We start from the raw sequence: 26,941 nt of genomic DNA, 5'->3' as shown, positions 1-26,941 counted from the left end.
TGCCAAGAAAGGGGAGATCGCATTGGGAAGGCTTTGCTGAGAATAACAACCAACCATGACAGAAGTTTTGCTGGCGCTGCTCCTTACTTAGGTGTCGCAGCTATTTTATTAATCGGCTTGTAAACTATCAAACAAATAAGCGAGGTGAATCCCTTCATTTGAAGAAGGGAATTAATTGGACCCATCAATAGTCATCAATTTAAGTTTAGTAGTGTTATTCATCATTTTGACAGCCTTTTTCGTAGGCGCGGAGTTTGCGGTTGTGAAAGTGCGTATGTCACGTATCGATCAGCTGGTTGCAGAAGGCAATAAGCGGGCAACCATCGTCAAGAAGCTCGTGGATAACCTGGATTATTACTTATCGGCATGTCAGCTTGGTATCACTGTGACAGCGCTGGTATTGGGAGCATTGGGAGAACCGACAGTGGAGAAGATGCTTCATCCGGTCTTTAACGATTTCGGTCTTTCTGAATCCGTCTCGACTTTGCTTTCATATGCCATCGCCTTTGCATCGGTGACATTCTTGCATGTCGTCATCGGGGAATTGGCGCCTAAGACACTGGCGATCCAGTACACGGAGCAATTGACATTGATCCTGGGACCGCCATTATACTGGTTCGGTAAATTGATGGCACCCTTCATTTATTTGCTTAACGGCTCTGCACGAGTGTTTTTGAAGATATTCGGTGTGAAGCCGGCAGCCCATGAATCGGCACACTCGGAAGAAGAATTGCGTATCATCATGACGCAAAGCTATCAAAGTGGTGAAATAAACAAAACAGAACTTAGTTATATGGAAAATATCTTTACATTCGATGAACGCGTAGCGAAAGATATCATGGTACCGCGGACACAGGTTGTCACATTGGAGAAATCCATGACTGCTGCTGAAGTGATCGGGATCATCGATGAGCATCAGTTCACGCGTTATCTGGTGACAGAGGATGGAGATAAGGACCACATCATCGGTTTCGTCAATGTAAAGGAAATGCTGACGGATTTTGCTGCAGGCAGAAGACGGAGCCTGCCTAGCTTCATCCATGAGCTGCCGCTCATCCATGAGGGAACGTCCTTGCAGGATGCCCTATTGAAGATGCAGACTGAACGCGTGCATATTGCGCTCGTTGTGGATGAATACGGCGGAACGGCAGGGATCCTGACGATGGAAGATATTCTTGAGGAAATCGTCGGGGAAATCCATGATGAATTCGATGAAGATGAAGTACCGGATGTACAGGAAGTATCAGAGCTGACGTTCCATATCAATGGACGTGTGCTGCTGGATGATTTAGAGGACCAATTCGGCTTTGCCTTCGACAATCGTGAGGATGTCGATACGATAGGCGGCTGGATTTTCGTCAAGAACGACGAAGTGGATTCTCAAACTACGGTAGTTGATGCAGCAGGAAATGAGTGGGAAGTTATCGAAATGGATAACCATCAGATCCTAATGATCGAACTGCGCATCCTGGAACAAAAACAGCTTCCAATGATGGAAGCTTGATAAATGAGTAAACTAAAGGCCGGGATGCCTCGTATGCATCCCGGTCTTCTTTATTGGAGGTAAATGCCCATTGATCAGGCTGTATGAAAATAAACATCAGGAAAAGAATGAAGTTGCCAGGCATCAGCATAACACGCATCAACTGCTTTATGTGCTCGATGGAGAAGGGAACTGCGTATTGGATACAGAAAGTCAGAAGCTGCATCCAGACAGTATCGTACTGATTTCTCCGCATACGAACCACAGCATCCAAGCTCATTCGAAAATGACGGTGCTTGTGCTGGAATTCGATTTCCGCAAGCTTGCCGAAGATGTCGTTCATCATCTTGTAGAGCCGGTATTTGCAGGTTCACGTGTACTGAATTTATCTTTGTTCGAAAGCAGCGAAATCCGTCAGCTGCTGCGGAAGATGCTGTTCGAGCAATCCCAGGCACATCCGATACATACGATGGGGCTGAAACTCCTGCTTTCGCAAGTACTTTATCAACTGGCTGTCATGCAGCGGGAAGATACAACGCAGGATACGAATACAAGACGGGCGAAGTGGCTCAAGCATCACTTGGAAACACGATATTTCGAGATTGCCAGTATGGAGGAAGTGGCTGCCAGAGCGGGTGTGAGCAGTCGTTATATGAATCAGATTTTCAAAGAAATGTATGACATGACACCTTATCAATTCCTGACAGAGGTGCGGCTGATGAGGGTGAAGAAAATGCTCCGTGAATCGGACCGGGAAATTGTCTCGATCTGCTTCGAAGTTGGATTTGAAGCAGTTTCGACCTTTTATCGTGTCTTCAAGAAATATGTGGGCGTCACACCGAATGTTTATCGGCGCACGACAGATGAGTTCCGAAATTGAGAATGAAGGAAAAGAATGATAAGAAAAATGTAAACGCTTCATTTATACTGTCCTTAAATTGGATAGTGGGAGGGCGCGGAATGGCGACTAAAAAAATTGGCGTAATCATGAACGGTGTGACAGGCAGAATGGGAACGAATCAGCATCTTATCAGGTCCATCGCTGCGATAAGGGCAGAAGGCGGGGTACTGCTTTCCAGCGGAGATAGATTGATACCCGACCCGATTCTTATCGGACGCAATGAAGAGAAGCTGGCAAAACTTGCCCGGGAAAATGACGTGGAACGGTACAGTACCGACTTGGATGCAGCTTTGGCTGATGGCTATAATCAGATCTACTTTGATTCTCAAACGACAAATCGGAGGGAAGCCGGTATCAAGCAGGCGATTCAGGCTGGAAAGCATATTTATTGTGAGAAACCGACGGCGACCAGCTTGGAGGGCTCCTTGGAACTCGCCAGATTGGCACGGGAAGCTGGCGTGAAAAATGGCGTGGTACAGGATAAGCTATTCCTGCCAGGGCTTTTGAAGCTGAAGCATTTGATCGACAGCGATTACTTTGGTGATATTTTATCAGTAAAACTGGACTTTGGTTATTGGGTATTCGAAGGCGATTGGCAGGAGGCGCAACGGCCAAGCTGGAATTACCGCGAAGAAGATGGCGGCGGCATCATCGTCGATATGTTTGCGCATTGGCGTTATGTGATCGATCATCTTTTCGGGGAAATCGATAGCTTGACTTGTCTTGGCGCAACGCATATTCCGTATCGCGTGGATGAAGCGGGCAATCAGTATAAAGCAACGGCGGATGATGCAGCGTATGCTATTTTTGCTCTTAAAAACGGGGTGGTCGTACAGGCCAACTCCTCTTGGACAACGCGGGTCGACCGCGATGATCTGGTGACATTCCAAGTCGACGGGACGCTTGGAAGCGCTGTGGCCGGTCTGCGTGACTGCAAGGTGCAGCATCGGGTGACAACGCCGAAGCCGGTGTGGAATCCGGATATTCCGAATACAATCGATTTCCGTTCCCAGTGGGAGACGCTGCCGGAAAATCGTTCGTATGAAAATGGATTCAAGATCCAATGGGAATTGTTCCTCAAGCATGTGGAAGAGAACGCGGAATTCCCGTGGGATTTGCTGGAAGGTGCAAAAGGCACCCAGCTGTCTGATCTTGGGCTGGAAGCGTGGCGTGAGAAGAAATGGGTCACTGTTCCGAGTCTGGAAGTATAAAAGGAGGAAGCTGCATGACGACGATACTTTTACCGAAGCAAGGACGCACGCTGGAAGCATACAAGCTGGTCCATCCGGCTTCCACTTATCCAACCGAGGGCACATTCCGAACAAGGACTGCTTATTCGGCCGCTCACGTGGTGGCAGATGCAGCATCCGAAGCGCATCCGGTCCTAGGCGGTGCAGTGGATTGGGATAGTACGCTTGCGTATCGCAAAGCATTGTGGAAGCTTGGATTTGGCGTAGCAGAAGCGATGGATACAGCGCAGCGCGGAATGGGTCTTACTTGGGAGATGGCAAAGGAACTGATTTCGGTAAGTGCAGCGGAAGCCAAGAAGGAGAATGCATTGCTTGCTTCCGGGGCAGGAACGGATCATTTGCCGGCAGACGGTACATTTACGATGTCGGAGATCAAGCAAGCTTATGAAGAGCAGTGTACCTTCGTCGAAGGAACCGGGAGCCGGATCATTTTGATGGCAAGCCGGGCACTTGCTGCCAATTCACGATCGGCCGCAGACTACAAGGATGTTTACGGCCATGTGCTGGCAGGAGTGCAAAAGCCAGTCATACTGCATTGGCTCGGACCGATGTTCGACCCGAAATTGACAGGCTACTGGGGCTCGGAAACAATCGAACATGCGATGGATGCTTGTCTCGATTTGATTCACCAATACAAAGAGAAAATCGATGGAATCAAGATTTCGCTGCTGGATAAAGACAGGGAAATCGAGATGCGGTCCAAACTGCCTGCCTCAGTTCGGATGTATACAGGAGATGATTTCAATTACCCTGAATTGATTCAAGGAGATGGCGAGCATTACAGCCACGCATTGCTCGGAATCTTCGATGCGATTGCTCCCGCTGCATCAGAGGCGCTGCGTGCACTTGATAGCGATGATGTGGACGGATATCGGGAGATTTTCGATAAAACAGTGCCGCTTGCTCGACACATATTTGAAACGCCGACGTATGCGTACAAAACAGGCGTCGTTTTCCTGGCATATTTGAATGGATATCAATCGCATTTCCGCATGATCGGCGGTGCAGAAGGTGCAAGGTCTGTTCTGCATTTGAGTGAGCTATTCCGTTTGGCTGACCAGGCGGGTGTCCTGGTGGATCCGGATCTTGCTGCCGGTCGGATGCAGCTTGTGCTGAAACTTGCAGGCATCGAACAGAAGGTGACGCTATGACAAAAGCCGATTTGCAGCTGCTCAGCCTCAATCAGATCACGACAGAAAACTGGTCGCTGACCCAAGCAATCCAAGGCTGTGCCCGGCATGATATCCACTGGATTTCCATATGGCGGCATAAATTGGAGAAGATCGGTGTGAAAGAAGCAAAAAAGCTATTGATTGAATATGGGGTACAAGTGTCCAGTCTTTGCCGTGGCGGCATGTTCCCGGCAGCAACGGAGCAGGAGAGGCAGCGGCGCATCGATGATAATAAACAGGCGATAGAAGATGCGAAGGCTTTGGGTACCGATGTATTGGTACTGGTCTGCGGGCCGTCGCCTGATAAGAATATTGCACAGGCTCGTCATTGGGTAGAGGAAGGAATCGAGGCAATCCTGCCGTACGCGGAAGAACTGGAAGTGAAGCTTGGTATCGAGCCACTTCACCCGATGTATGCAGCAGATCGCTCTGTGATTAACACACTTGGGCAGGCGAATGGTTTGGCAGAGAAGCTGCAATCTGATCATCTTGGGGTAGTGGTCGATGCCTTCCATGTTTGGTGGGATCCAGAGCTGAAAAACCAGATTAAGCGTGCCAAGGGTAAGATTCTCGGTTTCCATGTATCAGATTGGAAGGTGCCGATGAAGGATATGTTCAAAGGAAGGGCCATGATGGGGGACGGTGTCATCAATTTGCATGAAATGCGTGGTATGGTAGAAGAAGCAGGTTATCACGGTCCGATTGAAGTGGAAATCATCAATCAGGAAATTTGGGATCAACCGGGTGATGAAGTGCTTCATCAGATAAAGCAATGCTATCAAGCGCATGTGTAGAAGGAGGGATTTTTATGGCGCTGCTGAAACAGTTGGAAGAGCTCGCTCACAGAACTGCAGCAGCTGCTGTTGACCGGGAAATGGAGCCGTTCACTTTTTCCGTTGCCGGTCTGGATCATCCGCATATTTACGCGATGGTGCAGGGATTATTGGATGCAGGGGCAAAGCTTGTGCATATCTACGACCGAAATCTGGATCAAGCAAATACGCTTTGGACTAGATTCCGAACAGGGGAAGTCGTCACGGAGCTCTCTGTGCTGTTGCAAAGCGATGTTGATTTGGTCGCTACGAGTATCGTGCCGTCAGAGCGAGGGGATTTGGGTGTTCAAGTCTTGGAGCACGACAAGCATTTCCTTTCCGCGAAAGCGCCGTTCACGACGATGTCCCAATTGCATGCAGCTGAAGATGCCGTACGCCGAACGGGAAAGAAATGGGCTGTTTTTTACAGCGAACGATTGGCAGTGGAAGCTGCTTTATTAGCGGATGACATTGTTCAGGAAGGGTTGATTGGAGACTTATTTCAGCTCACAGGTTCCGGTCCGCATCGGCTGCAGGCAGACACGAGACCATCATGGTTTTTCGACCCGCGGAAAAACGGCGGCATCCTTTGCGATATCGGTAGCCATCAAATCGAGCAGCTGCTCCATTATACAAGATGCAGTGAAGCGAAGGTGCTGCATAGTAAGGTAGCTAACTATGCGCATCCGCAATATGCGGACTGGCAGGATTTCGGCGACGCAACACTTGTTTCAAACACAGGTGTCAGCCAGTATTTCCGAGTCGATTGGTTCACACCCAAAGGGCTTCGGGTCTGGGGAGACGGAAGAACGGTGCTGCACGGCACGAATGGGTTTGTGGAACTGCGCAAATATACTGATGTGGCAAGATCGACGGAAGGAGATCACCTTTATGTGGTAACGGATCAGGAGGAGGCCTATTTCGCTGCCAGAGGAAAGATCGGGATACCATATTTCAAGCAGTTGATGGATGATTGCAAACTAGGGACGGAGAAGTCGATGAGTCAGGAACATACTTTCCAGGCGGCGGCCCTGGCCATCCAGGCGCAGGAACAGGCGATCAGTCTGACAAAGGCAGGGGAGAGAAGATGAAGCAAGCAGTCGTTTTAATTGGAATGAATGGATATGGCGAGCATTATTTGAGTGCTTTGCTGCAGCGGGAGGATATTCTTTTTGCTGGTATCGTGGAAATTCATCCTGAAAGAAGCAAATTGCTGGAACTTGTAAAGCAGCGGGGAGTCCCGGTTTATGCGACGATGGAAGCTTTTTATCAGCAAAGTCGAGCAGACTTGGCCATCATTGCGACGCCGATCCATTTGCATACCGAACAGGCAATACTCGCGCTGCGGCATGGATCGAATGTTCTTTGTGAAAAACCGATTTTTGCTGATATGCGTGATAGGCGGCAATGGGAAGATGCAATCCAGGAATCAAAAAAATGGGCTGCCATTGGCTTTAACTGGTCATTCACAGCGCCGATCCTTGAGCTGAAGGAAGATATCCTGAAAGGGGTTTATGGCAGGCCGAAACAGCTGAAGACTTTGGTTCTGTGGCCGCGGGATGAAGCTTACTTTTCCCGGTCATCTTGGGCTGGGAAGCTGCATGCACCTGATGGAAGGCAGATCCGTGATAGTGTAGCCAATAATGCCGCTGCTCACTTTATCCATAATATGCTGTATATGCTTGGCGGTAATTTGCAGGGGACGGTGAATATAAAGCGTCTTGAAGCAGAGCTGTACCGTGCCAATGACTTGGAGACATTCGACACATGTGCCATCCGCCTGCATACGGAAGAGGGCTGTGAGCTGCTTTTTTACGGATCGCATGCTACGGAAACGGAGCAAGGACCGCAATTTCAGTACAGCTTTGAAAAAGGCGATATCGTGTATGACTGCAATCTTGACCAAGGCCTCATCACAGCTTATATGGAAGATGGCCAGCAGAAGGTGTATGGCAACCCGCAAGCCAATCATCTGGATAAATTGGATTATTGCATCAAAGCGCTGACAGATGATCGAGATATACCGTGTACAAATGAAACGGCGCTTGGTCATGCGGCGATCATTGAAGCTTTACATCAAGACACACGGGCTGCACAGCCATTCCCTGACGATCTCGTAGGAAAGACAGAGACGAATATCCGAGTTGTCATGGATTTGGATCAGACGATGAATATGTGTTATAGGAGCGGAAAGCTGCCGCATGAATTGCAAGTAGCGTGGAGTAAACCCGCTTTTCAAGCTGACGTGGACGCAGAGCTGCAAAAAGGCAGCGTTTGAGCGGATGTGTCGGATGCTGTAAATTGTAAGCGCTTTATATTAACTTATGGAGGGTGAAACATGGATCGAGCGAAAATGACATGGCTGATTCTTGCTGTTCTGCTGCTTGCTATCGGTGTGCTCATGGTTGTTTCTCCAGCTTCGGATGCTGCTGGCCAGGAGTCGAAAAAACTGACGATGGGACATATTCATAACCCGAATAGCCCGGTATATACCAGTCTGGAGGAATTCAGCGGAGAATTGGAGCAGCGTACGGATGGCGTGCTGACTACGGATATCTATACAGAAGGCGGTCTTGGTGACGAAAGGGTGATGCTTGAGCTCGTCCAAAACGGTGTGATTGATATGGCAAAAGTGAATGGCGGGGTGCTGGAAAGCTTCTATGCTGATTTCTCTGTTTTCAGTTTGCCTTATGTTTTTCAGGATGAGGAGCATTTCAAGCGGGTGATGCAATCGGAAATCGTGAAAGATCTTTATGAAGAGCTGGAATCTATCGGTCTCCATGGCATCGCTTATTACGATGCGGGTGCCAGAAGCTTCTACACGGCAGAAACGCCGATTGAAAAGCCGGAAGACTTGGATGGGCTGAAGATTCGTACGATGACGAATACAACATCCATCCGGACAATGGAACTCCTGGGAGCTTCACCGACGCCGCTTCCTGCACCGGAAGTTTACACTGGATTGCAGCAAGGTGTCATTGACGGGGCAGAAAGCAGCCCGATTGCCCTGACTGATGCAAACCATGGGGAAGTAGCCAAGTTCTTTTCTTATGATGAACATACACGGATTCCTGATTTTCTCATCATGAGTGAAAAGACATGGGATAGTCTGACGCCGGAGCAGCAGCAGGCTGTCGAGGAAGCAGCGGCTATCTCTTCTGAGAACCATAATGATCGCTGGAATCAGCTGATCGAGGAAAGTATCAAGAAAGCGGAAGATGAAATGGGTGTGACGTTCAATGAGCTGGATCAGGAGCCTTTCAAGGAACTGGTACAGCCGCTGATCGAAGAAAGACGGGAAGATCCCGAAGTTGCTAAAGTACTGGATGACATCGCAGCGTTACAGTAAATGAAGAGGAGCTGAACGAGGTGGAAAAAGTACGATATTGGGTGGATAAATGTATATTGCTTTTGACCTGTACATTGACTGTCTTCCTGGTTGCAGGCGCAATCTGGCAGGTTTTCACTCGCTTTGTCCTGCAAAATCCAAGTGTGTTCACAGAAGAGGTACTGCGGTTTTCCTTCATCTGGGTCGGTTTGCTCGGCGCAAGCTATGCATTTGGAGTGAAGGAGCATATTGCATTGACATTTTTGATGTCCAAATGGAAGCATGCCAAAGATAAAAAAGCAGCAGAGTTGATCATTGAAGTGACAGTGCTGCTGTTCATGGTCGTTGTTTTTATCGTGGGAGGAACCCAGTTGATGCTGGCTTCGATGACACAGACTTCACCGGTTCTAGGATTGCCGATGGGCTATGTGTATGCGGCGCTGCCATTATCTGGTGTATTGAGTGTCTATTATATTGTCACGAATCGGCTTATGGCACGTAAGCAAGCTGCCCAGGGGAGGGATGCAGCATGACGAGTGTCGTTCTTGCGGGTATTGTTCTTTTTGCTCTCTTTTTCCTGCTGATTTTCTTCGGAGTTCCAATTGCGATCAGCATCGGTTTATCTTCATTGGCTGCGGGAGCCATGCTGCTGCCATTCGATGAAATACTGATGGTCGTCTCGCAGCAGTTCATCGCCGGTATCGATAGTTTTGTCCTGTTATCACTTGTTTTCTTTACATTGGCTGGAAGCATCATGAATACCGGAGGCATTGCACTGCGTCTGATCAATTTGGCAAAACTGCTGGCAGGGCGCCTGCCGGGTTCCCTGGCCCATACAAATGTTATCGGCAATACATTGTTCGGTGCATTATCCGGATCAGCCATTGCTTCAGCTGCAACGATGGGTAAAATAATGGCGCCGATGCAGAAAAAAGAAGGATACGATCCATCTTATTCCGCTGCCGTCAACGTAGCCTCAGCACCAGCGGGTTTGATCATTCCGCCAAGCGGCACCCCGATTTTGTATTCGGTATTAAGTGGCGGAACATCGATTGGTGCATTGTTCATTGCCGGATATCTGCCGGGGATCTTGATGTCGGTACTGATCATGGTGACAGCGTATATCGTTGCCAAAAGAAGGGGATATGCAGTCTCTGAACCGATTCGCTTCTCGCAGGCAGCCAAGGTCGTACTGGACGCCATCCCGAGTCTTGGTTTGATCGTTGTCGTCATCGGCGGTATTTCATTTGGTGTCTTTACCGCAACAGAGGGAGCCGCTGTAGCGATTTTGTATGCTGTGGTGCTTAGCTTGATTTACCGCAGTTTGAAGTGGAAAGACATTCCGATCATCCTTCGGGATACAGTCATGTTCTCGGGTGTCATCCTGCTTTTGATTGGTGCATCAGGAGCCATGTCCTGGATTTTGTCTTATTCCAAATTGCCGCAGATGCTTTCATCCGGGATACTTGACTTCAGCGGTAATCCGGCTATCCTGATGCTCATTATCGTCCTGATCCTATTGCTTGTCGGGACTTTCATGGATATTGCGCCTGCTCTGCTCATCTTTACACCGATATTGCTGCCGGTTGCGCTGGAATTCGGTGTCGATCCAATCCATTTCGGAACGATCATGTCGATGGGATTGGCAATCGGTACGATTACACCGCCAGTTGGAACGGTGCTCTTCATCGGGTCAAAAGTCGGCAACGTCACAGTGGAACAGATGACAAAGCCACTGCTGTTATTCTATATTCCTGTGTTCCTCGCCTTTTTGGCAGTTGCCTATATACCGGCTCTCAGTCTCTGGCTGCCGGAGCTCATGGGTGTACTCGATAAATAAGCTAAAGCCTTCTTCCGGTGGAAGAAGGCTTTTATCAATGGCTTACAGCTAAATTGGTTACATCATTGAATACCCCGACATAGCTCTTCGTTTCTCCTGCATTATTTTTCACCGGACTGATTGTCAGCCATTCGGGATAGACCTCATCAGCAGCTGAATGCTGCCACTCGGCGCAGGTCGATGCCGAAATACTGCCAGCGGAACTGCTGCGGGCGCCAGCGGAAACCAGCAATGGAGTTACGACCGACAAATACTGGGTAATACCAGAAACGCTGCCCATTTTCAAGCTGCATATATGTGTATCGGAAAAGGCAGAATCTGATGCCGCCTGGATCCACCGCAAAGGCGGAAGGACCGCCGCTTACAGACTGAAGCTGCGGAATTTGGGATGGAGGCGGACCAGGAGGCGGTGCGAACTGTCCTTGCTGTCCGCCTTGGCCGCCCGATCCCGGAGGAGGACCGAATGGGAAACCGCCTTGACCGCCCGATCCCGGAGGAGGACCGAATGGAAAGCCTCCTTGACCGCCTCCAAATCCAGGCCCCCCAAATCCAGGTCCGCCTGGGAATTGAATTTGGCGCTGCTGATTTTGATTATTTTCATTTTCGTTACTCATCATCATTCTCCCTTCTTGCTTCTTCTCCATCGTATGTAGGCAAGTGTGCGGGGGTAGCTTGCACATCCTATTTTTACCGGGTTTCTCTCCGGGGTGGCTTGGGTATAACTTTTAAAACGGGAGAGGAAGACGGTATATGGCGGGCAGACAAGAAGCCAAACAAAAAGCAAGGGAGACAAAGGAAGAAACAAAACCATGGATCCGGAGATTCGGTCGGATCGGATATATGTCTCAAGGAATCGTCTATGCGCTTATTGGTATCCTGGCTCTTTTTGCTGCTTTCCAAGCGGGAGGGAAGACAACTGACACAGGCGGTATGCTGCAGGAACTTGCAGGCATGCCATTTGGGAATATGCTGCTATGGCTGATCGGCATCGGTTTGGTTGGGTATGTGTGCTGGGATGCAATACTTGCCATCAAGGATCCGAATCGGGAAGGAAATGGAGTGAAAGGCATCATCATTCGTATAGGCTATGGTATCAGTACTGTCATTTATGCCAGTATTGCTTTCAATGCAATTCGTTTTGCTGCTACGAATCACGGGAGCGGCGGCAATAGCGAGCAGTCCCTTTCGGCAAAGTTGCTTTCCTATCCTTTCGGAGAGTGGCTGATGGGAGCTGTCGGACTGATTATCATCGGGTATGGAATATATGAATTCTTCAGTGGCATGACAGGGACTTTTCTGGTTCGTTTTAAGACAGCAGAAATGAACAAGCATGAAAAACGGGTTGCACTTCATGCTGGTCGTGTCGGTCTTATCAGCAGAGGAATAGTCTTCGGAATGGTCGGTTTTTTCTTCGTCCTCACTGCATTCCATTCGAATCCGGATGAAGCAAAAGGACTGGATGGTGCCTTGGCGGAAGTATCGCAGCAGCCATTCGGGCGCTGGCTTCTGGGAATTGTATCTATTGGATTCATTCTCTTCGGAATATATAGCATCATTCGCGGCCGTTATGAGAAGATGAGCTTCGGAAAAAATACATAATAATATTGATATTTTTCCAAGGCCATGGGAAAGCTACGGAAGCACAAGTATGGAAGGGCTTTTAATATGTCTTTTTTTCGAACATATAATAGGAAATGAAAAAAATCATTAACGTGTGTGAAATAACTTTTGACAAGTACTCCAAGTAGGAGTAAAGTTGTAGGTGGATATTTTGAGCAATTTGTGAACGTACAGTTGTGAACAAATTCACAACAAAGTATAATGTTTACGTATAAATATAATGCATTACCATAGCAAAGGAGAATACGTTATGTCAGAAACAAACGAAAGTGTCAGCCAGAGCCAACAAGATCTAGCTGCACAATTGCTAAAACCTGAAGTGCAGGAATCATTGACTTCTTTGATTGAACAGCTTCCAAAAATCAATGAACTTGTGAACGCTTTGACTGCTTCTTACGACTTCGCGCAAGCTGTAGCAACAGATGATGTGTTGAAATCCGATACAGTCAATGCGATTACAGAAGTACTTCATCCAGTGACGGACTCTGTGAAAACAGTTGCCCAGACCGCGATTGAAGCGAAAGACCGTGCAGAAACAAGCAACGAAACAATCGGCCTGTTTGGTCTGCTTCGCCTGATGAAAGATCCACAAGCACAGAAGATGTTCCGTTTTGTTCAAAGCTATCTTGAAGTAGCGAACGAAAAAGAAAGACAAAAACAAAAATAAGAGCTTATAGGTAAGGACGGAGGATTAAGTATGGCAAAGAATATCGTTATTTTAGGCGCCGGTTACGGCGGTGTCTTAGCCGCTCAAACCGTACGTAAGTATTACAGCAAAGCGCAAGCAAACGTAACGCTTATCAATAAAACACCTACACACCAAATCATCACTGAGCTTCACCGCCTTGCAGCGGGCAGCATTTCCGAGCAAGCAGTGGCAATGCCTGTAGAGAAGCTTTTGAAAGGTTTGGATGTAGATTTCAAAGTAGCAACAGTGGAAAGCTTCAACGTCGACAAGAAAGAAGTTGTCCTTGCTGGCGGAAATACACTTTCCTACGATGCTTTGGTAGTAGGTCTTGGAAGTAAGACTGCTTACTTTGGTATCCCGGGATTGGAAGAAAACAGCCTTGTTTTGAAATCAGCAGATGATGCAAACAAAGTATTCAACCAAATCCAAAGTAAAATCAAAGCATATGCAGCTTCCAAAAATCCTGCAGATGCAACAATCCTTATCGGCGGCGGCGGTCTGACAGGTGTCGAGCTAGTCGGCGAAATCGCAGACAAGCTTTCTTCTTATTGCTTGCCTTTAGGTGTGGATCCGAAAGAAATCAAGCTTCAGCTTGTTGAAGCTGGTCCGAAGATCCTTCCAATGCTTCCGCAGCATCTAATCGACCGTGCACAATCCAGCTTGGAAAAACGCGGCGTCGAATTCTTGCTAGGCTTGCCTGTAACGAACGTGGAAGGCAATGTCGTGGAATTGAAAGACGGCCAGAAAATCGAAACAAATACATTCGTTTGGACAGGCGGCGTACAAGCGCTTCCTATGGTTGCTGAATCAGGACTTGAAACAGATCGCGGCCGTGCGACTGTGAACAACTTCCTTCAGTCTAAGAGCCACCAGGATGTATTCGTGGTCGGTGACAGTGCCGTTTACTTCGGTGAAGATGGTCGCCCTTGGCCTCCAACTGCACAAATCGCTTGGCAAATGGGCGAATTAGTAGGTTATAACCTATTTGCTTACCTTGAAGGCAAAACAATGGAAAACTTCAGCCCGATCAACTCCGGTACACTTGCAAGCCTTGGCCGCAAGGACGCTGTAGCATTCATCGGTGCTAACCAAACACCATTGAAAGGTCTTCCGGCAACAATGATGAAAGAAGCTAGTAACATCCGTTACTTGACTCACGTCAAAGGCCTATTCAGCCTAGCTTACTAAGAAATGAAAAAGCGGACACTCAAAGAGAGTGCCCGCTTTTTTTATGGGAATTCGTACTAAAATGTTATTCAATGCAATTCAAGAACAATATCCAAATTATTTAATTGATAATAATATTCGTCGGAACTTTACAAAGTTTTTAGTGAATCGTAAAGAGAATGTTGTTGCTCTTTTTGAGCCATATGATTCTTTAATCAAGCTAGTCGGTCTTTACTATAAGTAGTATATAAATAAAGCCCAATGTCGCAGCTCAAAATGAGCGTCATGCGTATGGCCACGTATTCAGCTAAATGATCGATTTTACAAATAACTACATTGCCCGATTTAAGTAAAGCCTTATTCTTACGCAATAGGAGTACCGTTGGGTATTTCAGTATCAGGCTTTAATAGAATAACATCTCCTTTTTCCGGGACTCCTCCCAAAATTAATACCTCCGATTTGAAACCCGCAATACGCCGAGGAGGAAAATTGACGATTCCAATGATTTGCCTTCCTGCAATTTGCTTAACCTTGTAACGCTTAGTTATTTGAGCACTTGAGGATTTCACTCCAATCTCCTGTCCAAAATCAATCTTAAGCTTTATCGCAGGGATCTTTGCTTCTTCAAAAAACTCCGCTTCCATAATCGTTCCGACACGAATATCCAGTGCTGTAAAATTGTACTTGAATGATACTGCATATATTTCTGGGCTATATATTTTTAAAATGAAATTAATAAAGGAAAAGCTACTAGATGCTGTGTTCTAGTAGCTTTCTTTCTAATGCCGGAATCGATATGGGCAGCTTATTTGGAACTACTTAACGACTCATCGTTCTGATTCACGGTCAGACTTGGGCCATCCCGCCATCTACGAATAATTCGATGCCGTTTACATAGCTGCTTTCCTCCGAGGCCAGAAACATAACCGCGTCGGCAATCTCCTCCGTCTTGCCCATGCGGCTTAGCGGAACGGTATTTTTCGCTGATTCAAGGACTTGATCTACCGCCTCGCCAAACATATCATCATAAGCAGGAGTATGAACGCCGCCAGGGCTCAGTACATTAAGTCGAATCCCTGTACCTTTCAAATCCATTATCCAGCTCCTCGCCATCTGACGGAGCGCTGCCTTACTACCTCCGTAGACACTAAATCCTGGGTCGCCGATCGTACCAGCCGTCGATCCGGTTAAGATGATGGTCCCCGTCATATCTGGAAACAGCGGCAAAGCCTTTTGTATGGTAAACAAAGTACCCTTTACGTTCACTCCGAAAGTCGTGTCGTACTGCTCTTCCGTAATTTGACCTAATGGTAGTATGCTACCTATTCCAGCGTTTGCGAATAGAATATCCAGATGTCCTTTCTCCTGCTTAACCTTATCAAACAGTCTGTCCAAGTCCTTCAAATTAGAAATGTCACCTTGAACGCCGGTAACCCGGTCACCGATCAATTTTACAGCTGCTTCCAGCTCCATTTGTCTACGGCCGGTAATGAATACGTAGGCCCCTTCAGAAACAAATCGTTGTGCAGTCGTAAGTCCGATACCGCTTGTTCCTCCTGTGACAACTACTACCTTTCCTTCAAATCTCCCCATATCTATATACCTCCCATAATATTTTTGTATCGTCCCAGACCTTAAAACGTTAACGTTTCAACGTCATCACGCATGCGTTATATGACTTCCCCATTCGCCCGTCGGTTGCAACCAGCTGACGCTTCTATCCACAATTAGATCACCTAGTCTTCCTTCGTAATTCTTGCGGTATGGTTTAATAAATTCTTCTGCAAGCCATCTATCTCTCGTGCCTTGCCATGTTTCATATATGATCAGGTCATCCGGTTGATCCAGATCGTCCGATACAATAGCACTAATAAATGCCCTTTCGGATGACATCTCCTCAATAAGGGAAGATAGCTCCTTGCGGAATTCTTCTTTTTTTCCTGGCTTCGCTTTGAATCGAATATTGAGTTGAACTTGTTGATTGGACAAGTTGACACCCCTCCTATTAATTTCCGTCACGGCATTTATCATAACGCTGCCTGTAGAATTCATCAGTAATGTAGATTACGTTGAAGCATACATTCGAATAGAAATTCATACGATTCGAAATCAAGCCAGTTCTTTCATTGCTTTTCCGATATGAACCATGACCATTCTACGGCTGGTCATGATAATACCTTCATTAGATAGTTCCTGTAAGATAATCGATACCGCTTCTCTTGTGGCACCGATCATATTGGCTAATTCTTGATGAGTCAAGGGAATATCTATTTTTAGGTATCCATTTTCTTCTATGCCAAACTTCTTAGATAGTCGGTGGAGAAAGTAAAGTACTTTACCGCGTAGATCCCTAAAAACCAATTCTTCCACAAACTCCTCCTGATCTCGCAGGCGTTTGCTTATTTCTGATAAAAATCGTAAAGACAATTCAGGGTACTTTCTTAAAAGTGGTTCGAATTGTTCAGTCGGAATCGAAAAAACAATCGATTCTTCCATCGTCTCCACATAAACCCCTGTTGCGCCCAATGAAAATGTTTCAACTTCACCGAACATGCCGTCTTCACTTAGGATGCAGACCGTATGTTGTTTGCCATCCGAATTGGTTTTGTATAAGCGAAGTTTACCGGCAATTACGAAAAATAAGCCCTTCCTTTCATTTCCGGGCGTCTGAATGATGGAATTTTTTGAAATCCTATGCGTGTTTGATCTTGTTATGAATTGTTCGATTTCACGGATGATATCTTTCGGAAGTGATTCAAATATCTTTATTTGTGGCAAAAATGATGTTATGTTTTCTTCATAATGTAACATTTTGGCCCTCCTTTTAATGTTGCATGCGACGACTGCTCCACTCTCCGCGATATTTGTTGCTTGGTAACATGACCTATAGCGGAATGTTATATCCATCATAACCCATCAAAATTACTTCTTCTGTAATCCAGATTACAAATCCTTCGTTTAGAACCCAAGGAGAAAATTTCTTATCTTGGAAAAGGATTCTGTTAGTCTATACAACTATGTCAGCTAATAAATGTGATTTATCTATATCTAATATACTTTAAAGTTTACTTTACAAAATTCCCTACAGTCATTGTAGGGATTAATTTTCACATATTTAGCGATGCTTGGTTACGACACTTTCTCTCAATGCATCCCTGCTATAGATTTGCTTATACGTTTGCGTAGCACTGTACAGCTGCCGATCAGCAACAAGCATTTGAAAACTCTGCTTGCTGAACTTCTCTACAATCCATGTATTGTGCAGTATGCTTGAAGATGATATTATAGAAAAAATTCACAAGTGATGAAGCGGAATAGTACAGCACTGTAAGCTCCTTCTGCAGAGAATCCCTGGAATGCTGAAAAGGGTGAAGGAGCCCAGCTGGAACAAACCGCGGAGCTGTCTGCCGGATAAAACTGATGGCAGACCGGGAAAGTGCCCGTTATTGCACAAGGGTCTACGCAGCAATGCGTGTACTTTTTGAGCCTGGCTGGGTGACTTGCCGGGGAAGCTAGGGTGGCACCGCGACGGAATCTCGCCCCTAAGATGACAATCTTGGGGGTGGGTTTTTTTATTTGCTTTACTTCAAATCGAGAGGAGAATGAAGTTGAACAAATACCGTTTACGTGCTATCGGATTGCTTATTGCGATTGCTTGTGCCTCTTGTGGGGAATGGCTGTATTTGATTGCTTTGAATTTGAAAGTTTATGATGAGGCTGGCCAAACTGCAGCTGCTGTAGCAATCCTGTACATGATTAAGCCGGCAGCGGGATTGCTGATGAACATTTGGGCAGGGAGTATCATTGATCGGCTGGATAACCGGAAGTTGATGATTTTACTGTACGTTATACGGATTTCTGGAATAGCTGGGATGATCATGGCCAATTCTTTGTGGCAAATTTACGTGCTGGTTTTCTTTGTAGCAGCTGCAGGCGCCATCTTTGAGCCTGTAAGTTTACCTTATATAACTGGCTTAATCCAAAAACGGCACTGGCAGAAATTCAATTCTTACCGCGCTATTGCTGACGGTAGCGGATTTGTATTAGGTCCGGCAGCTGCAGGAATTCTAGTTGGTGCTGGATCTGTTGAAGCTGCTCTGGGAACCAATATCATGCTGCTGTTACTGGCAGTCGTCGTTATCATTGCTTTGCCATCTGTCAAAGTGATTTCTGAAGAAAGAGATGAAAGGAAGTGGCTGCAAATCTGGAAGGAAGATTGGCACCTTGTTACAGCTTTCAGTAAAAAGTCTGTCATGCTGACCCTTTTACTGCTGCTGTTCAGCTGCATCACTGTCATGACTGCAGCTGTCGATTCGATGGAAGTTGCCTTTTCGGCTGAAGCAATTGGATTATCAGAACCTGCTTATGGAATGCTTGTAAGTATTGCAGGTATCGGCTTTATTACAGGTTCAATGCTGTTGGCTGCAGTAAGTAGGTATTTTCAGTCCATTCAGCTGCTTACTTATGGGGCGGCTGGGGGAGCTTTAGGGTATGTGCTATTTGCTTTTTCACAAAGCTTCCTTCCAGCAAGTGCGGGTGTATTCATATTGTCTGGTGCGCTGGCTTTTTCAAATGCAGGATATGTAACCTATATGCAGGAGCATATTCCAGTCGAGCAGATGGGCCGGATACTGAGTATGTATCAGTCGATTGAAGCTATTTTGATTATAGGGATGACAGCAGTGCTGGCAGGTATCAATCAGCTGACGGATGTAGCCGCTGCGGTGCAAACCGGCTGTCTGATTATGCTGCTGTTAGCTATAATGCTAGGCATAAGCAGTAATAAGGTGAAGGAGAAAAAAGAAGTAGGATAAGAATAGAATCAACTTAGTGCATGCGTCATTTACATGCACTAAGTTGATAAATCAGATGAATCATAACACCAAGCCGCTAACAGCTCCGATTATTACAATGAACCAAGCTGGAACCTTCCAGAAAGCAAGCAGGCTGTAAAAAACAGCTGCCAATGCAATATCAGTGGCTGTGTGGATGGTGGACGACCAGATCGGGATAAAAAATGCACTGACCAAAATTCCCACAACAGCAGCATTTATTCCGGCAAAAGCCTTGCGGAAGCTGCTGTTTCTTTGCAAATTCACCCAAAAAGGCAGAGCTCCCATCAGGAGCAAAAAGGCTGGCAGGAAAATAGCTGCACTAGCTAGTAAACCTCCTTGCCACCCATAAAGCACAGTCCCAAGATAAGCAGCAAATGTAAAGAGCGGTCCTGGCACTGCTTGAGCAGCTCCGTAACCTGCAAGGACGTCTTGCTGGCTGATCAAGCCGGTCGGGACGAATTCACGTTCCAAGAGCGGGAGGACAACATGACCGCCGCCAAATACGAGGGAACCAGCGCGGTAGAAGCTGTCGATCATAGTAACGACAGGATTATCCGTTAACGCACGCAATGCAGGCAGCCCAATTAATAAAAGGAAGAACAGAGTCAGGCAGATTGCACCCATCCTCTTACTGATCGAGATGCTAAGACCAGTTTCCTTATCATTTTGATTCGGATGCAACAGAAGATATCCTGTAACAGCTGCAAGTATGATCACAACCAGCTGAGAAAATTGATGTGACCATAAAAGTGTGATTACCAGCGCACCTAATGCAATTGCTCTCGTTGTGGAAGTTGCGGTAAGTTTCTGGCTCATTCCCAGTACAGCATGTGCAACGACAGCCACTGCTACGAGCTTCAGTCCCTGAACCCAGCCGGCCTCTGCGGCATTTGTTTGTCCAAGGAACAAGGCGAACAAAATGAGTATCAAAACAGAAGGAAGAGTAAACCCGATGAAAGAAATGATACCTCCCATGAAGCCGCCTCTGGCAATACCGATGCCAATACCGACTTGACTGCTGGCAGGCCCGGGAAGAAACTGGCTCAATGCAACCAGGTTGGCGTAGGATTGTTCATCAAGCCAGCGTTTATTCCGTACATACGTTTCTTGAAAATATCCAAGATGAGCAATTGGACCACCGAAGGAAGTGCATCCTAAGCGGAGGGAAACAAGGAAAATTTCTAAAAGAGATGGTATTTTCTTTCGATTAGTCGTCATATTCAGCACACCTTTCCATATATTAATCGTTGGTGTGAGGTGAATGGTGTTATGAAATCTTCTTTGTACTATAGCATTTCCTTTATATTTTGATTATGAAATTAACGATAATTTTATAAAGAGAAAATGCAGAATCTATTCTTGACAGAACAAACAAAAGAAATTATCATTATCTAGACCAATCGTTATAATTTAAGGAGTGCAAGGTTGTATGGAACAGTGAAAAAGAAGGAAAGCACAAAAGAAATCATCCTACGTACCGCTTCAGAGTTGTTCCAGCGCCAAGGTTATCACGGCACAGGCTTGAATCAGATCATTGAAGAAAGCGGTGCCCCCAAAGGCTCGCTTTATTATCATTTCCCGAGGGGGAAGGAAGAGATTGCACAAGAAGCAATCATGCTAATGAAAGAGCAGGTCCTGGAAGGAGCCGCTAAGGACTTACAAGAGAAGGATACCGCGGCAGAGGCTTTTCAGTACCATATACAGAAGATCGCTTCCGAATTTGAAAAAAAACATCAAATGGAAGGTGTGCAGATCGGATTGATTGCATCCGAGACTGCTACAACGCATGAAGCGCTGCGAAACAGCTGTCAGCATGCTTATACAGATTGGCAGGCATTATACAGAGATCGACTGATTGCTTTTGGGTATGAAAAAGAAATGGCGATTGATTTAGCCGTTACAATAAATGCCTTGGTGGAAGGAGCGGTTATTCTTGCTCTGACAAGTGCATCGGGAAGTCCGCTGTATAGTGTAGCAAGACAGCTTCCATCGTTACTTACTAAATAAAATTCGCATTGGAGGAGAAAGTTTTGCAAATGGATAGTAATAATGCAGCTTCAACAGCTGTGGATACAAGTAAAATCAAAGCCATGCCAATCATCATTTCATTTTTGATTGCAGGTTTTATCGGTCTTTTCAGTGAGACCGCACTGAATATCGCATTGGAGAATATCATCACTGGATTCGGGGTCTCCCCTGCACTGGCCCAATGGCTGACTACAGGTTATCTATTGACACTTGGTGTGCTTGTACCGGTATCTGGTTTAATCATGCAATGGTTCACAACGCGCCAGTTATTTTTGGCTTCAGTCGTATTCTCCATCATAGGAACACTGATTGCTGCAATAGCACCATCATTCACCGTTCTTTTAATCGCGCGTATCGTACAGGCAATCGGAACTGCACTGCTCCTTCCGCTTATGTTCAATACAATCCTGAATATCATACCGCCGCATAAACGCGGAAAATCAATGGGCTTGATCGGATTGGTTATCATGTTCGCGCCAGCTGTAGGTCCGACTATTTCAGGTCTTATCATCGATAAACTGACTTGGCACTGGATTTTCTGGTTCTCCTTGCCATTGTTAGTGGTTGCACTTATTTTTGGTGCATTCTTCATGCAGAATGTCACCACACTGACGAAACCTAAGATCGACATTTTTTCGATCATTTTATCGACTATCGGTTTTGGCGGAGTAGTGTATGGTTTCAGTCACGCAGGTGAAGGCGGAGGCTGGGGTGACCCAATCGTCATCGTCACTATCGTAGTCGGTGTACTGAGTTTGATTCTATTCTCTGTACGTCAAATCAAGATGGAACAGCCGATGCTGAACTTAAATGCTTTCAGATATCCAATGTTCGTATTGGGCTTGCTGTTGATCCTTGTAAGCATGATGGTTATGCTATCTTCCATGATCCTGCTGCCGCTCTACTTGCAAAGATCCCTGGCACTGACGCCTTTGGTTGCCGGTATGACCATGCTTCCTGGCGGTCTGATCAACGGTTTGCTTTCTCCTGTCATGGGAGGACTATTCGACAAATTCGGACCAAGATTCCTTGTGACTCCAGGTCTGATCATCGTCGCAATCGTTATGTTTGGTTTCTCCACGATTTCCATGGAAACATCGATTGCATTCATCATTGGTTTGCATATCGCATTGATGATCGGTATTTCCATGATCATGATGCCGGCTCAGACAAATGGTTTAAACCAGCTGCCTCCTCGTCTGTATCCGGATGGAACAGCTATCATGAATACATTGCAGCAGGTTGCTGGTGCAATCGGTACAGCAGTTGCCATTTCCATCATGACTGCTGGAAGTAAAAGTTTCATAGAAGGTGCAGCTAACCCACAAGATCCGAATTTAGCTATTGAAGCTTTCACAGCAGGTGTCCAAAGTTCCTTTATCTTTGGTATCATCGCTGCTATCATCGGTGTTGTAATCAGCTTCTTCATCCGACGTGTGAAAGTGGATCATCAAGCAAATTAATCAATATCCTGCCGTTTATACGGCAGGTTTTTTTATTATACAGATATAAGTTATGATAAGTATTTATACAACATAGGGGGTATCGCTATTGCTTACAGCGGATCAATTGAACGAAATAAAAGCACTTCAGCAGACGGTGGAACAGCATGACATTATAGAGCTGAAGCTGAATTGGGACATGCTCGAGAATAGAAGCGAGGGAGAATTGACGGATTTCTTTGCGTTTGATTCCGGTAAGGTCGTTGGCTTTTTGGGACTATATCGTTTCGGAAGCAAAATTGAGGTTTGCGGCATGGTGCATCCGGATTTCCGGAAAAGGGGCATATTTTCTGATCTGTTTCGGCAAAGCATTACTGTCCTACAGAAATCACGTTACATATTATTGAATGTCCCGGCAAATAGTGTAACAGGCAAAGCATGGCTAAATAGAGTGTCTTGTACATTTAAAGAATCGGAATACCTGATGCGTTGGGAGGGCAGCAAAGCAATTCCTGATTCCGATCAGCCTATACAGTTGCGGCCCTCCCTTCCAGAAGATAACGATTTGAAGATCGAATTGGATATTGTCTGCTTCGATTTTCAAGCGGAAGAAGCAAAAGCATATAATGATTACTTGGCGAAGGGTGGATTTCAAAAGGAATTTTATATGATCGAAGCACAAGGTAAAACTGTCGGTAAGATCCGCATCCATCGTGTAGGGAAAAGAAGTGAAATATACGGGTTTGCCGTACTGCCGGAATTCCAAGGAAAGGGATATGGGAGGAAGGCATTGCAACAAGCTGTCAAGTTGGAAAAGGATCAAGGGCAAAGTGCTGTATACCTGGATGTCCAGCTGAAAAACGAGAGAGCATTGTCATTGTATACTTCCTGCGGGTTCGTTCAGGAAAGCCAACAAGATTATTATCTTTATTCCATATAAAAAAGACCGCCCGCGAGCGGTCTTTCCTCATTTTTGCAATAAGCGATTGATGCTTACCATTTCGACACAGAGACATAGTACCTCGATGGCCCTTTTCAGCTCTTCGATCGGAGGCAATGTCGGTGCAATCCGGATGTTACGGTCATACGGATCCTTGCCATAAGGGTAGGTTGCACCTGCACCGGTCAATGTCACACCAGCCTTCTTGGCCAGTTCGACTACCTCTTTGGCGCAGCCTTCCATCGTGTTCAAGCTGATGAAGTAACCGCCATTAGGATCGGTCCAATCTGCAATTCCTTTGTTGCCCAGCTTTTCTTTTAGAATGGAAAGGACAGTCTGGAATTTTGGAGCGAGGATTTCAGCGTGCTTTTTCATATGAGCTGTCAGTGTGTCTTTATCTTTCAAAAATGCTACATGGCGCAGCTGGTTAAGTTTATCAGGACCAATTGATTGGACAGACAGGTGTTTCTTGTAAAATGCAATGTTCTTTTCACTGGAAGCGAGTGCTGCTACTCCAGCTCCAGGGAATGTCACCTTGGAAGTGGAAGCGAACTCCATGACACGATCCGGGTAGCCTGCTTCCGCAACAGCTGTCATGATATTTTTCAATTCATCTGGTTCTTCGGTAAGGTGATGCACAATGTAGGCATTATCCCAGAAAATACGGAAATCATCCGCGGCGGTTTTCATATCGGCAAGTCGATCAACAACTTCATCCGTGTAGGTGAAGCCATCAGGGTTGCTGTATTTTGGAACACACCAAATTCCTTTGATTTGCGAATCAGCTGCGGCCAGCTTCTCCACTTCATCCATATCCGGACCGGACGGAGTCATCGCTACCGGAATCATTTCGATTCCTAATGCCTCGCATATCGTGAAATGACGATCATAGCCAGGACTAGGGCAAAGGAATTTTACACTTTCTTGCTTAATCCATGGTTTTGCTGTTTCTGATACGCCATGCAGGAGAAATTGAACGATGCTATCATGCATCATCGTCAGGCTGCTGTTTCCTCCAACGATCACTTGTTTTGGTTCGACATCAAGAATGGATGCAAAAAATTCCTTTGCTTCAGGAATTCCATCCAATCCGCCATAGTTCCGGGCATCTGTTCCATTTTCTGTTTTTACCACACTGCTTGATGTAAGAACATCGAGCAGTGGCTGGGATAGATCAAGCTGTTCGGTGCAAGGTTTCCCGCGCGACATGTCCAATTGCAGCTGCTGACTGGCAATTGCCTCGTATGCATCCTGCAGTGTATTGTACTTCTGTTGTAATGCTTCATCTGAAAGATCTTGATAATTAGCCATGATTGCCGCCTCCGTCTGCTTATTTTCAAAGATTATCTTATCACGAAAAAGGTGGATTTCCTAACGCGTTCAAATTATTCTATTAATAATACAAAGAAAGGTTTGGGAATTGCCCTTGCAGCATTTCGATAGCTTATTCAATGTGAAGGCAGGGAATATTATTTCTATGAGGTGATACAGATGCGGACACAAACCCACGTAAAGAAAAAACGAACGAAGGCAACGATCGCAGCAGCTCTGCAGTATGTATTGAATGCAGCACTGATCCTGCTTGCAATTGCCATCTCGATCTTATTGGTGAAGGAGTTGGTTGATATCATCAGCAACTCCTTATTCAATGAAGGTAACACTTCCAGACTGGAATTTTTGAATAATATTCTTGTGTTCTTCCTGTATTTCGAGTTCATTGCTATGATCGTGAAATACTTTCAAGAGGATTATCACTTTCCGATTCGCTATTTCTTATATATTGGTATAACTGCATTGATCCGTCTAATCGTTGTTTATCATGAAAGTGCGCTTCATACACTCTATTATTGCGGAGCGATCCTTTTATTGGTCATTTGTTATTTCTTTATGAATATAGCCAACGTGAAGTCGAAAAAGGAAGATCTCTAGAAGGGAAGCATGCTGCTTTAGGAGCCGGCATGCTTCTTTTTTTTCGGATATAGGATATAACTGAAACTTATGATGAAATCAATGACAAGGACGATGGACCAAACACGCAGCACATTCGTGAGTGCTTCTGTACGTTCGGCATCGCCGATCCAATAGGTGACAAAAAGCAGTAAACCAGCGCCAATGATGTAGGCAAGTAAATGCTGCAGCCAGCTCTTGATTTGTTTTAGAGTATACTCTTTGCCATAAAGTTTCTTTGGTTTTTCGCCTTGTTTGGTGATGTAATAAGCAAATCGATGATCAGCCCAGCGGATCATCGATTTACCATAAGCCAGACTGACACCGATGTAGATTGCGGCAATGGCATGTGCAGCAGTAGCAGTAGCACCGCGCGCCAAATCGAAACCTGTAGCTGCTAGCAGCAAAAGGTCAATCAATGGAGTTGCGCTGAGCAGGACCATTCCAACTCTAGGAAGCTTGAATACGTAGCGAGCAACCAATCCGGCTGCAATGAAAACCCAAAAACCGATTTCGCACAGAATGATCAATACAATGATGGCGTTCATCTTCCATCTCCTTTTTTAGTACAGTTGTAATATTATGCTAACACGATGCTTTATGTGATACAAGTGTATTAAATAAATTGATTTAAAAAACAATGTTTGCTACAGTAAAGCTATGCCAAAAAAAATCGATCATGAAGCAAGAAAACAGAATATAGCCAAAGCAACGTGGAAGGTCATCCTGGATGGTGGTATCGAAGCCGCATCAGTGCGCAACATAGCTAAAGAAGCAGATTTATCATTGGGGTCGCTGCGCCATTATTTCACAACGCAGGAAGAACTGCTGCAATACGCGATGGAACTTGTCAAAACCCGCTGCCAAGATCGGATCATGCAAGTCATTCAGCAGCCATTGCCGCCAAAGCAGCTTGCCATAAAAGTGTTGCTGGAGCTTCTTCCGATGGATTCAAATACGATGGCCGAGATGCAGGTATGGTTCGCATTTACGATGCACTTTAAATACAAACAGGGAAACGATTTTCAACAGACTGACGGAATCAGGGAAGTCGTCCAGCGCTTACTGGTATTGCTCGAAGAAAATAATGTGCTGAAGAAAGGGAAGGATATAAACAAGGAAACGGAAAAATTATATGCACTGATCGATGGACTGGCGATCCACCGATTTTTTGATCCAGAACGTTTTTCAGGTGAGTATGCTGGAGAATTATTGACGGAATATGTAGATGAATTATGTGTGTAAGAAGAGAAGGGCAGAAGCTGCCCTTCTCTTTTTTTAGTTAAAAAAGTATGCTTTTTTCTAGTAAAAATTATGGGTTGCAACTCATCACCCGGAAGATTTTTATAATGATAATGACATACTAATTTCATATGTTATATACTCAGGAACCTTGATATTACGGAAAAAATTAATTTATATTTTTTGAGCAAAATGATTCCATTATAAAAATGTTAGTAGTAGAATGAGTGTCAGAAACTTTTTTA

Annotated in this window: 27 protein-coding genes; 19 read left to right on the top strand and 8 right to left on the bottom strand. The window is 45.7% G+C overall.

Going from position 1 to position 26,941, the window contains the following annotated elements; all coding sequences use genetic code 11:
• Positions 1–175: 175 nt before the first annotated feature.
• The 10 genes from SFC66_RS15790 (at position 176) to SFC66_RS15745 (ending at position 10,786) form a co-directional block, all read left to right on the top strand.
• Positions 176–1,504 carry a hemolysin family protein gene (locus SFC66_RS15790; RefSeq protein ID WP_411219689.1) on the top strand — a complete coding sequence of 443 codons (1,329 nt, stop codon included), beginning with the start codon at positions 176–178 and terminating at the stop codon, positions 1,502–1,504.
• 70 nt (positions 1,505–1,574) lie between these two features.
• Positions 1,575–2,363: an AraC family transcriptional regulator gene (locus SFC66_RS15785; protein ID WP_411219688.1), complete on the top strand. Its 789-nt coding sequence runs from the start codon at positions 1,575–1,577 to the stop codon at positions 2,361–2,363.
• Positions 2,364–2,443: 80 nt separating this feature from the next.
• Positions 2,444–3,595 carry a Gfo/Idh/MocA family protein gene (locus SFC66_RS15780; protein WP_411219687.1) on the top strand — a complete coding sequence of 384 codons (1,152 nt, stop codon included), beginning with the start codon at positions 2,444–2,446 and terminating at the stop codon, positions 3,593–3,595.
• A gap of 14 nt (positions 3,596–3,609) precedes the next feature.
• Positions 3,610–4,785 (top strand): dihydrodipicolinate synthase family protein, encoded by a 1,176-nt coding sequence (locus SFC66_RS15775; protein WP_411219686.1) that lies wholly within the window; start codon positions 3,610–3,612, stop codon positions 4,783–4,785.
• A complete protein-coding gene (locus SFC66_RS15770; protein ID WP_411219685.1) occupies positions 4,782–5,600 on the top strand; it encodes a sugar phosphate isomerase/epimerase family protein in 819 nt (272 codons plus the stop codon). Before SFC66_RS15775 ends, SFC66_RS15770 begins: the two co-directional genes overlap by 4 nt.
• Before the next feature lie 14 nt (positions 5,601–5,614).
• The gene (locus tag SFC66_RS15765) at positions 5,615–6,709 is read left to right on the top strand and encodes a Gfo/Idh/MocA family protein (RefSeq protein WP_411219684.1); all 1,095 of its coding nucleotides are present in this window, start codon (positions 5,615–5,617) and stop codon (positions 6,707–6,709) included.
• On the top strand, positions 6,592–7,896 hold the full coding sequence (locus tag SFC66_RS15760; protein ID WP_411219683.1) for a Gfo/Idh/MocA family protein: 1,305 nt from the start codon (positions 6,592–6,594) through the stop codon (positions 7,894–7,896). The genes SFC66_RS15765 and SFC66_RS15760 overlap by 118 nt, the downstream gene beginning before the upstream one ends.
• Positions 7,897–7,956: 60 nt before the next feature.
• On the top strand, positions 7,957–8,967 hold the full coding sequence (locus SFC66_RS15755; RefSeq protein ID WP_411219682.1) for a TRAP transporter substrate-binding protein: 1,011 nt from the start codon (positions 7,957–7,959) through the stop codon (positions 8,965–8,967).
• Positions 8,968–8,987: 20 nt separating this feature from the next.
• Positions 8,988–9,479, top strand: a complete 492-nt coding sequence (locus SFC66_RS15750; protein ID WP_411219681.1) for a TRAP transporter small permease — start codon at positions 8,988–8,990, stop codon at positions 9,477–9,479.
• Positions 9,476–10,786, top strand: coding sequence for a TRAP transporter large permease (locus SFC66_RS15745; protein WP_411219680.1), 1,311 nt, complete (start codon positions 9,476–9,478; stop codon positions 10,784–10,786). Before SFC66_RS15750 ends, SFC66_RS15745 begins: the two co-directional genes overlap by 4 nt.
• Before the next feature lie 146 nt (positions 10,787–10,932).
• Here the strand turns inward: SFC66_RS15745 and SFC66_RS15740 are convergent, their stop codons facing one another.
• The gene (locus tag SFC66_RS15740; protein WP_411219679.1) at positions 10,933–11,400 is read right to left on the bottom strand and encodes a transporter; all 468 of its coding nucleotides are present in this window, start codon (positions 11,398–11,400) and stop codon (positions 10,933–10,935) included.
• A gap of 136 nt (positions 11,401–11,536) precedes the next feature.
• Between SFC66_RS15740 and SFC66_RS15735 the strand changes: the two genes are divergently transcribed.
• The 3 genes from SFC66_RS15735 to SFC66_RS15725 all read left to right on the top strand — a co-directional run bounded on the left by SFC66_RS15735 (position 11,537) and on the right by SFC66_RS15725 (position 14,282).
• Positions 11,537–12,385, top strand: coding sequence for a DUF1206 domain-containing protein (locus tag SFC66_RS15735; RefSeq protein ID WP_411219678.1), 849 nt, complete (start codon positions 11,537–11,539; stop codon positions 12,383–12,385).
• Positions 12,386–12,656: 271 nt separating this feature from the next.
• Positions 12,657–13,073: a helical membrane plugin domain-containing protein gene (locus tag SFC66_RS15730; RefSeq protein WP_095224471.1), complete on the top strand. Its 417-nt coding sequence runs from the start codon at positions 12,657–12,659 to the stop codon at positions 13,071–13,073.
• 30 nt (positions 13,074–13,103) lie between these two features.
• Complete coding sequence (locus tag SFC66_RS15725; protein WP_411219677.1) at positions 13,104–14,282, top strand: NAD(P)/FAD-dependent oxidoreductase; 1,179 nt, start codon at positions 13,104–13,106, stop codon at positions 14,280–14,282.
• Between the two features lie 342 nt (positions 14,283–14,624).
• Here SFC66_RS15725 and csaA read toward each other — a convergent pair whose 3' ends face one another.
• The 4 genes from csaA to SFC66_RS15705 form a co-directional block, all read right to left on the bottom strand.
• Positions 14,625–14,966: a chaperone CsaA gene (gene csaA / locus SFC66_RS15720; RefSeq protein WP_411219786.1), complete on the bottom strand. Its 342-nt coding sequence runs from the start codon at positions 14,964–14,966 to the stop codon at positions 14,625–14,627.
• A 142-nt stretch (positions 14,967–15,108) separates the two neighbouring features.
• On the bottom strand, positions 15,109–15,855 hold the full coding sequence (locus SFC66_RS15715; RefSeq protein ID WP_411219676.1) for an SDR family NAD(P)-dependent oxidoreductase: 747 nt from the start codon (positions 15,853–15,855) through the stop codon (positions 15,109–15,111).
• Between the two features lie 66 nt (positions 15,856–15,921).
• A complete protein-coding gene (locus tag SFC66_RS15710; RefSeq protein WP_411219675.1) occupies positions 15,922–16,251 on the bottom strand; it encodes a putative quinol monooxygenase in 330 nt (109 codons plus the stop codon).
• Positions 16,252–16,371: 120 nt separating this feature from the next.
• On the bottom strand, positions 16,372–17,073 hold the full coding sequence (locus tag SFC66_RS15705; protein ID WP_411219674.1) for a Crp/Fnr family transcriptional regulator: 702 nt from the start codon (positions 17,071–17,073) through the stop codon (positions 16,372–16,374).
• Between the two features lie 797 nt (positions 17,074–17,870).
• Between SFC66_RS15705 and SFC66_RS15700 the strand changes: the two genes are divergently transcribed.
• Entirely contained in the window at positions 17,871–19,076 is a 1,206-nt protein-coding gene (locus tag SFC66_RS15700; protein ID WP_411219673.1) for an MFS transporter, read from the top strand.
• A 60-nt stretch (positions 19,077–19,136) separates the two neighbouring features.
• On the opposite strand, the gene chrA is transcribed toward SFC66_RS15700, so the two are convergent.
• The gene (gene chrA, locus SFC66_RS15695) at positions 19,137–20,315 is read right to left on the bottom strand and encodes a chromate efflux transporter (protein ID WP_411219672.1); all 1,179 of its coding nucleotides are present in this window, start codon (positions 20,313–20,315) and stop codon (positions 19,137–19,139) included.
• A gap of 207 nt (positions 20,316–20,522) precedes the next feature.
• Here chrA and SFC66_RS15690 point away from each other — a divergent pair, with 207 nt between their 5' ends.
• From SFC66_RS15690 to SFC66_RS15680, 3 genes are all read left to right on the top strand, one after another.
• Positions 20,523–21,104 carry a TetR/AcrR family transcriptional regulator gene (locus SFC66_RS15690; protein WP_411219671.1) on the top strand — a complete coding sequence of 194 codons (582 nt, stop codon included), beginning with the start codon at positions 20,523–20,525 and terminating at the stop codon, positions 21,102–21,104.
• Between the two features lie 29 nt (positions 21,105–21,133).
• A complete protein-coding gene (locus SFC66_RS15685; RefSeq protein ID WP_411219670.1) occupies positions 21,134–22,588 on the top strand; it encodes a DHA2 family efflux MFS transporter permease subunit in 1,455 nt (484 codons plus the stop codon).
• A gap of 88 nt (positions 22,589–22,676) precedes the next feature.
• Positions 22,677–23,507, top strand: coding sequence for a GNAT family N-acetyltransferase (locus SFC66_RS15680; protein ID WP_411219669.1), 831 nt, complete (start codon positions 22,677–22,679; stop codon positions 23,505–23,507).
• 27 nt (positions 23,508–23,534) lie between these two features.
• On the opposite strand, the gene SFC66_RS15675 is transcribed toward SFC66_RS15680, so the two are convergent.
• Positions 23,535–24,818 carry an aspartate aminotransferase type Ic gene (locus tag SFC66_RS15675; protein WP_411219668.1) on the bottom strand — a complete coding sequence of 428 codons (1,284 nt, stop codon included), beginning with the start codon at positions 24,816–24,818 and terminating at the stop codon, positions 23,535–23,537.
• A 180-nt stretch (positions 24,819–24,998) separates the two neighbouring features.
• On the opposite strand from SFC66_RS15675, the gene psiE reads away from it, so the two are divergent.
• Positions 24,999–25,436 (top strand): phosphate-starvation-inducible protein PsiE, encoded by a 438-nt coding sequence (gene psiE / locus SFC66_RS15670; RefSeq protein ID WP_411219667.1) that lies wholly within the window; start codon positions 24,999–25,001, stop codon positions 25,434–25,436.
• A gap of 17 nt (positions 25,437–25,453) precedes the next feature.
• On the opposite strand, the gene SFC66_RS15665 is transcribed toward psiE, so the two are convergent.
• Complete coding sequence (locus SFC66_RS15665) at positions 25,454–26,002, bottom strand: hypothetical protein (protein WP_411219666.1); 549 nt, start codon at positions 26,000–26,002, stop codon at positions 25,454–25,456.
• A 112-nt stretch (positions 26,003–26,114) separates the two neighbouring features.
• On the opposite strand from SFC66_RS15665, the gene SFC66_RS15660 reads away from it, so the two are divergent.
• Entirely contained in the window at positions 26,115–26,699 is a 585-nt protein-coding gene (locus SFC66_RS15660; RefSeq protein WP_411219665.1) for a TetR/AcrR family transcriptional regulator, read from the top strand.
• Positions 26,700–26,941 lie beyond the last annotated feature (242 nt).

Origin of the sequence: Terribacillus saccharophilus, from assembly GCF_046592895.1 — a bacterium.
GTDB classification, from domain to species: Bacteria; Bacillota; Bacilli; order Bacillales; family Amphibacillaceae; genus Terribacillus; species Terribacillus saccharophilus_D.
The sequence above is the reverse complement of the archived record's forward strand: the minus strand, read 5'-3'. Positions and strand labels throughout refer to the sequence as shown.

Bases quoted from the DNA above. Each gene is read 5' to 3' on its own strand.
- SFC66_RS15685 (WP_411219670.1), top strand. From the start codon at position 21,134: ATGGATAGTAATAATGCAGCTTCAACAGCTGTGGATACAAGTAAAATC.
- SFC66_RS15675 (WP_411219668.1), bottom strand. From the start codon at position 24,818: ATGGCTAATTATCAAGATCTTTCAGATGAAGCATTACAACAGAAGTAC.
- SFC66_RS15775 (WP_411219686.1), top strand. From the start codon at position 3,610: ATGACGACGATACTTTTACCGAAGCAAGGACGCACGCTGGAAGCATAC.
- SFC66_RS15765 (WP_411219684.1), top strand. From the start codon at position 5,615: ATGGCGCTGCTGAAACAGTTGGAAGAGCTCGCTCACAGAACTGCAGCA.
- SFC66_RS15755 (WP_411219682.1), top strand. From the start codon at position 7,957: ATGGATCGAGCGAAAATGACATGGCTGATTCTTGCTGTTCTGCTGCTT.
- SFC66_RS15740 (WP_411219679.1), bottom strand. From the start codon at position 11,400: ATGAGTAACGAAAATGAAAATAATCAAAATCAGCAGCGCCAAATTCAA.
- SFC66_RS15665 (WP_411219666.1), bottom strand. From the start codon at position 26,002: ATGAACGCCATCATTGTATTGATCATTCTGTGCGAAATCGGTTTTTGG.
- SFC66_RS15660 (WP_411219665.1), top strand. From the start codon at position 26,115: ATGCCAAAAAAAATCGATCATGAAGCAAGAAAACAGAATATAGCCAAA.
- psiE (WP_411219667.1), top strand. From the start codon at position 24,999: ATGCGGACACAAACCCACGTAAAGAAAAAACGAACGAAGGCAACGATC.
- SFC66_RS15770 (WP_411219685.1), top strand. From the start codon at position 4,782: ATGACAAAAGCCGATTTGCAGCTGCTCAGCCTCAATCAGATCACGACA.
- SFC66_RS15730 (WP_095224471.1), top strand. From the start codon at position 12,657: ATGTCAGAAACAAACGAAAGTGTCAGCCAGAGCCAACAAGATCTAGCT.
- SFC66_RS15780 (WP_411219687.1), top strand. From the start codon at position 2,444: ATGGCGACTAAAAAAATTGGCGTAATCATGAACGGTGTGACAGGCAGA.
- SFC66_RS15735 (WP_411219678.1), top strand. From the start codon at position 11,537: ATGGCGGGCAGACAAGAAGCCAAACAAAAAGCAAGGGAGACAAAGGAA.
- SFC66_RS15725 (WP_411219677.1), top strand. From the start codon at position 13,104: ATGGCAAAGAATATCGTTATTTTAGGCGCCGGTTACGGCGGTGTCTTA.
- SFC66_RS15745 (WP_411219680.1), top strand. From the start codon at position 9,476: ATGACGAGTGTCGTTCTTGCGGGTATTGTTCTTTTTGCTCTCTTTTTC.
- SFC66_RS15705 (WP_411219674.1), bottom strand. From the start codon at position 17,073: ATGTTACATTATGAAGAAAACATAACATCATTTTTGCCACAAATAAAG.
- chrA (WP_411219672.1), bottom strand. From the start codon at position 20,315: ATGACGACTAATCGAAAGAAAATACCATCTCTTTTAGAAATTTTCCTT.
- SFC66_RS15715 (WP_411219676.1), bottom strand. From the start codon at position 15,855: ATGGGGAGATTTGAAGGAAAGGTAGTAGTTGTCACAGGAGGAACAAGC.